The organism is Ochrobactrum vermis (genome assembly GCF_002975205.1).
In the GTDB taxonomy this organism is placed as follows: Bacteria; Pseudomonadota; Alphaproteobacteria; order Rhizobiales; family Rhizobiaceae; genus Brucella; species Brucella vermis.
The window spans coordinates 622673-630000 of the sequence record NZ_PCOC01000002.1 but is presented as its reverse complement, the minus strand read 5'-3'; the positions used below and the strand labels follow the sequence as shown (position 1 = coordinate 630000).

Below are 7328 nucleotides of genomic sequence, written 5' to 3'. Positions count from 1 at the left end.
TCAGTCCCGACCAGCGTTCGGGCACGAAGTCTTCTTCCTCAAGGAGGCATTGATCCAGTTCCTCGATGAGTGCATCTTCCTGCATCGGATCGACACCGATGAAAACGATCTCCTGACGTCGATCCCCCCACACCTTATGGAAGTATGGCTCCATGGCGCGCTGCCATTCAGGTTCTGCCGGCCAATAATGCTTCGGTACGGATGACCACCAGCGCCCTCTTTTCCCGGTACGCACCAAAGCGCCGGCCTGACTGATTTCACCGACAAAATCGGGCCGTGTCGCAAGCCAGAAAAATCCCTTCGCCCGCACGACGCCCGGCCAGCCCTTGTCGATGAATGATTGGAACCGGTCGGGATCGAAGGGACGCCGCGCGCGATAGACGAAGGAACGAACGCCATATTCCTCGCTCTCCGGCGTGTGCGAGGCAAAGCCATGTAGCTCCTTGTACCAGAGCGGATGCTCATGCGCCTTGTTGAAGTCAAAGAGCCTCGTGTCCAGTATGGCGTCGAGCGATACTTCGCCGAAATCGACCTCCTCGATGCGGGCATCGGGATTGAGTGAACGGATGACCTTATGCGCCAGATCACGCTCCTCTTTTGAAGCGGTTGATATCTTGTTCAGCACGACGACGTCGGCGAACTCGATCTGTTCGACCAGAAGATCGACAAGCGTGCGCTCGTCATCCTCTCCGAGAGATTCGCCGCGATCGCGCAGAAAATCACTCGACGCATAATCCTTCAGCAGATTGGCGGCATCCACAACCGTCACCATCGTATCGAGGCGAGCGACATCCGACAGACTGTTGCCCTTCTCGTCGCGAAACTCGAAAGTAGCGGCGACCGGCAATGGCTCTGCTATCCCTGTCGATTCGATCAGCAGATAATCGAAGCGTCCCTGAGCTGCCAATTGCGAAACCTCTTTCAGGAGATCATCGCGCAATGTGCAGCAAATGCATCCATTGGTCATTTCGACCAACTGTTCATCCGTGCGGGAAAGATTGGCGCCGCCTTCGCGTATGAGAGCGGCATCTATATTCACTTCACTCATATCATTGACGATCACCGCGACGCGGCGGTTCTCGCGATTATTGAGCACATGATTGAGCAGTGTTGTCTTCCCGGCGCCGAGAAAGCCGGACAAGACCGTAACGGGTAGCCTCTTTTTCATGACTCCGTTCCTTGTTTAAATGAGACCGCATCCCGAAAAGTGCGAAACGGTTTTCAGATAAGATGCGCAGTAAAATAAACGGTTAGAGCGCCGATCTGCTTCAATCAGATCGAAGCGCGCTCTAAACTGTCAGGATCAATCGTGATGATGGTGATCGAGGTTGAAGGTCAGCGTGGTGAAAAAGCTGAGCTTGTCTGCTTCGTTTGAACCGGACAGTGGCTTGGAATAGCCCGCCCCCACGACATTAAGACCTGCATTGCGAATCCTGATCCTAGCGATGCCTTCCGCGTCGCTCTTCACCGGTGCCGCATGGCTGTCATTGACATAATCCGCCGTGACTTCGACGCCCTCTACCGGCTTTCCATCGACCAGAATCTGCACGGGAAGTTCGTTGCCGGCCTCCAGTATCGTCGGGTCCATCAACGGGACGATTTCAAACGGCAAGCCCTGCGCCTGTGGCTTCCTGCGCAAATGATCGAGAATGGCGACTGCAAATTTCTGACTCTGACTGGACTGTTTTGCGCCCGGCACTTCCGATTTCGGCTTGTTGACCCACTTGCCATCAGGCCCCTCCGCCCAGAAGCCATTGTCGAGCGTACTGCTGACCACGACTGCATCTTTAGGCACACCCAACAGGGCGTGATCCTCCTGTCTCTTGATCTCGACAGCAACGTCCGTGCCGTCCACATCCTTGGCCGTCACCGTCTTCAGCTTCTGCGGATCATAAGCCTCATCGCTTGCGCCATGGCCATATACGACAGCCTGTGTTCCGTGACGTTCGGCAATCCAGATGCCATGTGCGCCCGCGACAGCGGGAACAAGGAAAGTCAAAACAGCACCGGCCTGAAGTGCCCTGACAAAGCTACGCATTCTTTTCTCCTTAATGTTATATCATAACGGCTTTAGTGGTGAAAATGGGCGGCTGGAACCGCCCTTGAGTGTTTCAGAAAGCCGTAAAACGGTTTGTGTTTGATGACGCTTTGAAGCGAATGGATGAAGCCCGATCCGCTTAATCCGGATATGGAGTGCCGGACTGCTGGTAGAGCGGTTCAGTTAAAGCGGAACCGTAGAACCGCTCTACCGCTTGTTTATACGCATTATACGACGCAAAACTGCTTCGCACTTTTGGCTCGGAAATGCTCCGGGTTGCAGCCCGGCACAATTGCGACCGCTTTCTGAATGCACGGGCATCCGGCAAAGGAAAGCGGACGCGGCTGTTATTTCGACAGACAGTTCTTCAGCGAATCCGCCAGATTACGGATGAGCTGCGGGTAAAGGTCCGGACCATCCTTCAATTCTGCACCCAAAGGATCGAGAATGCCCGTTTTGGCATCCGTTCGTTCGATAACGGTGTTCACCAGCCTCGGTTCGAACTGCGGTTCAGAAAACACGCAGGTGGCGCCAAGCGACTTGATCTTCTCGTGAATTTCCTTGATGCGCGCAGCACCCGGCGCCTTTTCCGGGCTGACCGTGATCGATCCAGCCGCCTTCACACCGAAACGATTTTCGAAATACTGGTAGGCATCATGGAAGACGATGAATGGCTTGTCCTTTACCGGCTCCAGTTCGCTGGCGACAGCCTTGGTCAGCGCATCGATCTTCTCGCCATAGTCCTTTGCGTTCTTTCCATATTGCGCGGCATGTTCGGGATCGCTTTCGCTCAGCGTCTTGGCGATATCTGCCGCCAGAACCTTTCCGTTCTGCGGGTCGAGCCAGAAGTGCAGATCATATTCACTGTGGCCATGATGATGGTCGTGCCCGGCTTCCGAAGCTTCGGTATCCTTCTTGTCATCATGAGCATGATCGTGGCCTTCCGCACCATGATCATGTGCTTCGAATGGACCGCCTTCACGGAACTTCAGCCTGGTCAGGCCGTCCGCTTCGCCAAGCGCGACGACCTTCGCGCCGTCGCCAAGCGTATCGATAGGCTTGTCGAGGAAGGTTTCCATCGACGGACCGGCCCAGAAAATCACCTTGGCGTGCTCGATCGCTTCTGCGTCGGAGGGCTTCAAGCTGTAGACATGTTCGGAACCCGCCCCCTGAACGATCAGTTTCGGCTCGCCCACGCCCTGCATGACCGCGGAAACGATCGAATGAAGCGGCTTGATCGATACGACAACCCCGTCGCGTTCCGCAGCAAACGAGGCATTCACCGTACCGGCCACACCGGCCAGAAATGCTGAGGCGAGGAGGAGGCAGCGGAGATGTTTCATAGTCTCTCTCTTGTAGGATTGGTGAAGGACATCATATTCAAGTGATATGTTATTTTATTACATCAGTTGCGTTATGCTATAACGTCTGTCATAAGGTGAGGCAACCCCCATTTTGGAAAATTCACACCGGCAGTTGTGCGGCGAACGAGCCATAGAAAAACCGCTGGGAAAAATCCCGAATCGGCAGATGATCCGTGCGTGGAACAAGAACATGCAGGCAGTGAAAGCCCGGAATAGATGAGCAGGAAGCCCCCCCTCCCCGCCGTAGCGGTACGGGAAACATTGATCGAACTGAAGGATGCAGGCGTCTATCGCGACGGGCGCTGGCTCGTGCGCAATGTCGACCTGGCTGTCGAGCGTGGCGAGATCGTCACCCTGATCGGTCCGAATGGCGCGGGCAAGAGCACCGCCGCCAAAATGGCACTGCGCATCCTGAAGCCTGACGAAGGCAGTGTGACCCACGCGCCGGGGCTGCGCATCGGCTATGTGCCGCAAAAGATCAATGTCGACCGCACGCTGCCGCTTTCCGTCGAACGTCTGATGACACTGACCGCTTCGCTCACACGTAAGGATATTGAGGCTGCGTTGGAAGTGGTGGGCATTCCCCATCTTGCAAAGGCCGAGATAGCCAACCTGTCAGGCGGCGAGTTTCAGCGTGCGCTGATGGCACGCGCCCTTGCCCGCAAGCCGGATCTCATGGTGCTGGACGAGCCGGTACAGGGTGTCGACTTCTCCGGCGAAGCCGCCCTCTATGAGCTGATTGCAAAACTGCGCGACGACACAGGCTGCGGCGTGCTGCTGATTTCGCACGACCTCCATCTGGTCATGGCGGCGACCGACCGCGTCATCTGCCTCAACGGGCATGTTTGCTGCAGCGGGACACCGCGCGATGTGACGGCGAGCCCTGAATATATGCGATTGTTCGGTAGCCGGGCTGTCGGGCCGCTTGCCGTTTATGAGCATCACCACGATCACACCCATCTGCCCGACGGGCGCGTGCTGCATGCCGACGGTTCCGTGACAGAACATTGCCATGCCGATGATGGCCATCATCACGAGCATGAGCACGAACATGGACACGGGCATCATCATCACGAAGGGAGTGCGCCGCGTGCTTGACGACTTCTTCACCCGCGCCATCATCGCCGGTGTCGGGCTGGCGCTCACAACCGGCCCGCTCGGCTGCTTCATCGTCTGGCGCCGCATGGCCTATTTCGGCGACACCATGGCACATTCGGCCTTGCTCGGCGTAGCACTGGCGCTGATTTTCGACATCAATATGATGATCGGCGTGTTCGTGGTTGCGGTCGCAATCTCCGCTATTCTGCTGCTTCTGCAGCGCCGCCATACATTGTCGGCAGATTCGCTCCTCGGCATCCTGTCCCATGCCACGCTGTCGCTTGGCCTTGTCCTCGTAGCCTTCATGACATGGGTGCGTGTCGACCTGCTGTCGTTCCTGTTCGGCGATATTCTGGCCGTCTCGCGGATGGATATCGCCTTTATCTATGGCGGTGGCGTGTTCGTGCTGGCGGTTCTGGCCTGGCTGTGGCGTCCTTTCCTCGCCGCCACCGTCAGCGAGGATATTGCCCGCGCCGAAGGCATGAACCCAGCCCTGTCGCGCATTGTTTTCATGCTGCTTCTGGCCATTGTCATCGCCATTGCGATGAAAATCGTCGGAATTCTTTTGATAACCTCGCTCCTGATCATTCCGGCGGCGACGGCGCGCCGCTTTTCCTCCACGCCAGAGCAGATGGCCATTCTGGCCTCATTGATCGGTGCAGCCGGGGTGGTCGGCGGACTTTACGGTTCCATTCATTTCGACACGCCGTCCGGCCCTTCCATCGTGGTCGCGGCGCTTGCCCTTTTCATTTTGAGCCTGTTGCCCCTACATAAGAGGGAGCAAGCATCACCGAAACGGATCGCAGGACAATGAGCACGCATCACCATCATCACGCCCCGCAGGACCTGACCCGCAATCAGACACTGGTTTTCGACGTTCTGTCCAAGGCAGAAGGGCCGCTCAGCGCCTATACGATCCTCGACCAGTTGCGTGACGACGGTTTCCGCGCGCCGCTGCAGGTCTATCGCGCACTGGAAAAGCTGCTCGATTACGGGATGATCCATCGCCTCGAAAGCCTCAATGCCTTCGTTGCGTGCGCGCATCCGCAATGCCACCAGCAGGGTCTCGTGGCGTTCGCAATCTGCGAGAAATGCGGACAGGTGACGGAGTTCGCCGACGCCGCAATCGAGAATCTGGTCAGCGCCTGGAGCCTCCAGAACGGGTTCAAGTCGCGCAAGACGACACTGGAGCTGCGCGGCCTATGCGAAGCCTGCGGAGAACATTGACCCGGCGGAGGTGTTCTGAACACGCAGGAAGCTGTTCAAGGTAACCATGTCCGCAAATCCCGGCTTAAAAAGTAACGCATCCGCAATCGAAACCTGCTAGATTAGCCCTAGAGCGCCGTGCGTCCTTCCGGACACACAAAAGGACGCTCTAGCCCGTTGAAACTAAGCATCGTGCTTTCTGAAAATCGAATCCCGATTTTCAGGCCGATACTATAGGGGAATAGCAGGTAAGATTTGATATGGCGCGGGTTAAGCCATCCCATGAACGTCGCAGGGAAGAGAGACAGCGCACGAGGTTGCGATCCGGCAAGATCGTAGGCCTCGACGGGCGCTTCATCATCGAATGCCAGTTCAGCGATATCGCACCGCATGGTGCCAAACTGAGAACTGTCGAAGCTCCGACCCTGCCCGAACGTTTCTGGCTATTCGATGACTATTACGGTCGCGCACTTCTGGCTCGTGTCGCCTGGCGCCATGGCCGTGAAATGGGTGTCGAGCTCATAACAGATCCAACCGTCACACCTCTGGACGAAGAACGGCTCGCCCAGCTTGCAGGAAAATATTATTCGCTGTGACCGACAGGCTCTGCATTAGCCTGCTTTTCCGAAACCTGCTTTTCTGGGGCCTGCTTGGCCGGAGCCGTCGGCGTTGGCGTGCCGCGCATGTTCATGGCGCGGATTTCTTCGGCTGAAATATAATTGAACTGCTCAACCAGAAGGTCTTTGATGACCGGCTCGGGGAACCGTGCATTCAGATCGCTGATAATCGAGGCACGCACATCCTCGAAACTCACCTTCTCGACCTCTTTCGTATCCGAATAACTGCCATAGAATTTGCGGAAGATTTCATCGCTGATGAAGAATTCCAGCGGCACGGTCAGCTTCTTGCGGATGTTCGAATCGATCGTATAGACAAGCTGCGTCACCACATAGCCGGCAACGCTGCCGTTGGAGATGATCGGCACGCTCATCACATCCGTCTTGACGTAATCCACGCCACCAAACCCACCGGTCCCGGCCTGCGCCTCATCCGTGGATGAGGCGTTCTGGCGAACCGCCATGAAAAGCGAGCCGAAAGCGACGGCGCAAATCCAAAGACCGATGGCAATGATGCGGATCATCGTGCGTGACCGAGCCTCACGCTCTGCATGCTGTAGGTGCCATCGGCTTCCTGTGTTTCCAGCGCGCCGCGAATGAGGTCGGCCAGTTCACCGACCGCCCGCAGATGCAGTTGCAGCGCTTCGCAATTCTTCTCAAGCTTCTGCTTCAGGCTGTCGAGCAGCGGCTGGAGCCGCTTCATCGTTGCCGGTTCGGCAGCGCTGGCCGCTTTCTTGATCGCCTTGTTGAAGTCGTAAAGTCCGCGGCTCTTGCGGGAGTTGATTTCCGCCAGATCCGGATTGCCGCCCTCCAGCAGAAGGCGCGTTTCGGTATCGATGACATCTTCCAGACGCTGGATTGCCCGCACGACCGGCTTCAATGTGGGGTTCTCGGCCGGTTCCTCTGCCAGCACCTGACCGGGTTCGCTCGTCACGGCGACGATCAGCGAATCCTCTGGCGGCAGGCTGTTTTCAGAGCTTGTCTCGGTCATTTAGGGGGTCCTCA

The 7328-nt window shown here is 56.9% G+C and carries 9 protein-coding genes (1 of these 9 cut by a window edge); 4 read left to right on the top strand and 5 right to left on the bottom strand.

Going from position 1 to position 7328, the window contains the following annotated elements; translation table 11 throughout:
* From zigA to znuA, 3 genes are all read right to left on the bottom strand, one after another.
* On the bottom strand, positions 1-1168 hold the 5' portion of the coding sequence (zigA, locus tag CQZ93_RS17250; RefSeq protein WP_105543844.1) for a zinc metallochaperone GTPase ZigA. It extends 32 nt beyond the left edge of the window; the window shows 1168 of its 1200 coding nt (coding positions 1-1168); its start codon is at positions 1166-1168; its stop codon lies off the left edge, out of view.
* 135 nt (positions 1169-1303) lie between these two features.
* Complete coding sequence (locus CQZ93_RS17245) at positions 1304-2038, bottom strand: DUF4198 domain-containing protein (RefSeq protein ID WP_105543843.1); 735 nt, start codon at positions 2036-2038, stop codon at positions 1304-1306.
* A 347-nt stretch (positions 2039-2385) separates the two neighbouring features.
* Entirely contained in the window at positions 2386-3381 is a 996-nt protein-coding gene (gene znuA / locus CQZ93_RS17240) for a zinc ABC transporter substrate-binding protein ZnuA (RefSeq protein WP_105543842.1), read from the bottom strand.
* A 237-nt stretch (positions 3382-3618) separates the two neighbouring features.
* Between znuA and CQZ93_RS17235 the strand changes: the two genes are divergently transcribed.
* From CQZ93_RS17235 to CQZ93_RS17220, 4 genes are all read left to right on the top strand, one after another.
* Entirely contained in the window at positions 3619-4500 is an 882-nt protein-coding gene (locus CQZ93_RS17235; protein WP_105543841.1) for an ATP-binding cassette domain-containing protein, read from the top strand.
* A complete protein-coding gene (znuB, locus tag CQZ93_RS17230) occupies positions 4454-5314 on the top strand; it encodes a zinc ABC transporter permease subunit ZnuB (protein ID WP_105543840.1) in 861 nt (286 codons plus the stop codon). Before CQZ93_RS17235 ends, znuB begins: the two co-directional genes overlap by 47 nt.
* Positions 5311-5727, top strand: coding sequence for a Fur family transcriptional regulator (locus tag CQZ93_RS17225; protein ID WP_105543839.1), 417 nt, complete (start codon positions 5311-5313; stop codon positions 5725-5727). Before znuB ends, CQZ93_RS17225 begins: the two co-directional genes overlap by 4 nt.
* A 239-nt stretch (positions 5728-5966) precedes the next feature.
* Positions 5967-6302: a PilZ domain-containing protein gene (locus tag CQZ93_RS17220; protein ID WP_105543838.1), complete on the top strand. Its 336-nt coding sequence runs from the start codon at positions 5967-5969 to the stop codon at positions 6300-6302.
* On the opposite strand, the gene CQZ93_RS17215 is transcribed toward CQZ93_RS17220, so the two are convergent.
* Positions 6290-6847, bottom strand: coding sequence for a hypothetical protein (locus tag CQZ93_RS17215; protein WP_105543837.1), 558 nt, complete (start codon positions 6845-6847; stop codon positions 6290-6292). The two genes, CQZ93_RS17220 and CQZ93_RS17215, sit on opposite strands and share 13 nt — an antisense overlap.
* A complete protein-coding gene (locus CQZ93_RS17210) occupies positions 6844-7314 on the bottom strand; it encodes a flagellar protein FlgN (protein WP_105543836.1) in 471 nt (156 codons plus the stop codon). The genes CQZ93_RS17215 and CQZ93_RS17210 overlap by 4 nt, the downstream gene beginning before the upstream one ends.
* Between the last annotated feature and the right edge of the window lie 14 nt (positions 7315-7328).

What these genes read in the sequence shown, in the direction of transcription:
- CQZ93_RS17245 (WP_105543843.1), bottom strand. Translation starts at nt 2,038, where the DNA reads ATGCGTAGCTTTGTCAGGGCACTTCAGGCCGGTGCTGTTTTGACTTTC.
- znuA (WP_105543842.1), bottom strand. Translation starts at nt 3,381, where the DNA reads ATGAAACATCTCCGCTGCCTCCTCCTCGCCTCAGCATTTCTGGCCGGT.
- CQZ93_RS17235 (WP_105543841.1), top strand. Translation starts at nt 3,619, where the DNA reads ATGAGCAGGAAGCCCCCCCTCCCCGCCGTAGCGGTACGGGAAACATTG.
- znuB (WP_105543840.1), top strand. Translation starts at nt 4,454, where the DNA reads ATGGACACGGGCATCATCATCACGAAGGGAGTGCGCCGCGTGCTTGAC.
- CQZ93_RS17225 (WP_105543839.1), top strand. Translation starts at nt 5,311, where the DNA reads ATGAGCACGCATCACCATCATCACGCCCCGCAGGACCTGACCCGCAAT.
- CQZ93_RS17220 (WP_105543838.1), top strand. Translation starts at nt 5,967, where the DNA reads ATGGCGCGGGTTAAGCCATCCCATGAACGTCGCAGGGAAGAGAGACAG.
- CQZ93_RS17215 (WP_105543837.1), bottom strand. Translation starts at nt 6,847, where the DNA reads ATGATCCGCATCATTGCCATCGGTCTTTGGATTTGCGCCGTCGCTTTC.
- CQZ93_RS17210 (WP_105543836.1), bottom strand. Translation starts at nt 7,314, where the DNA reads ATGACCGAGACAAGCTCTGAAAACAGCCTGCCGCCAGAGGATTCGCTG.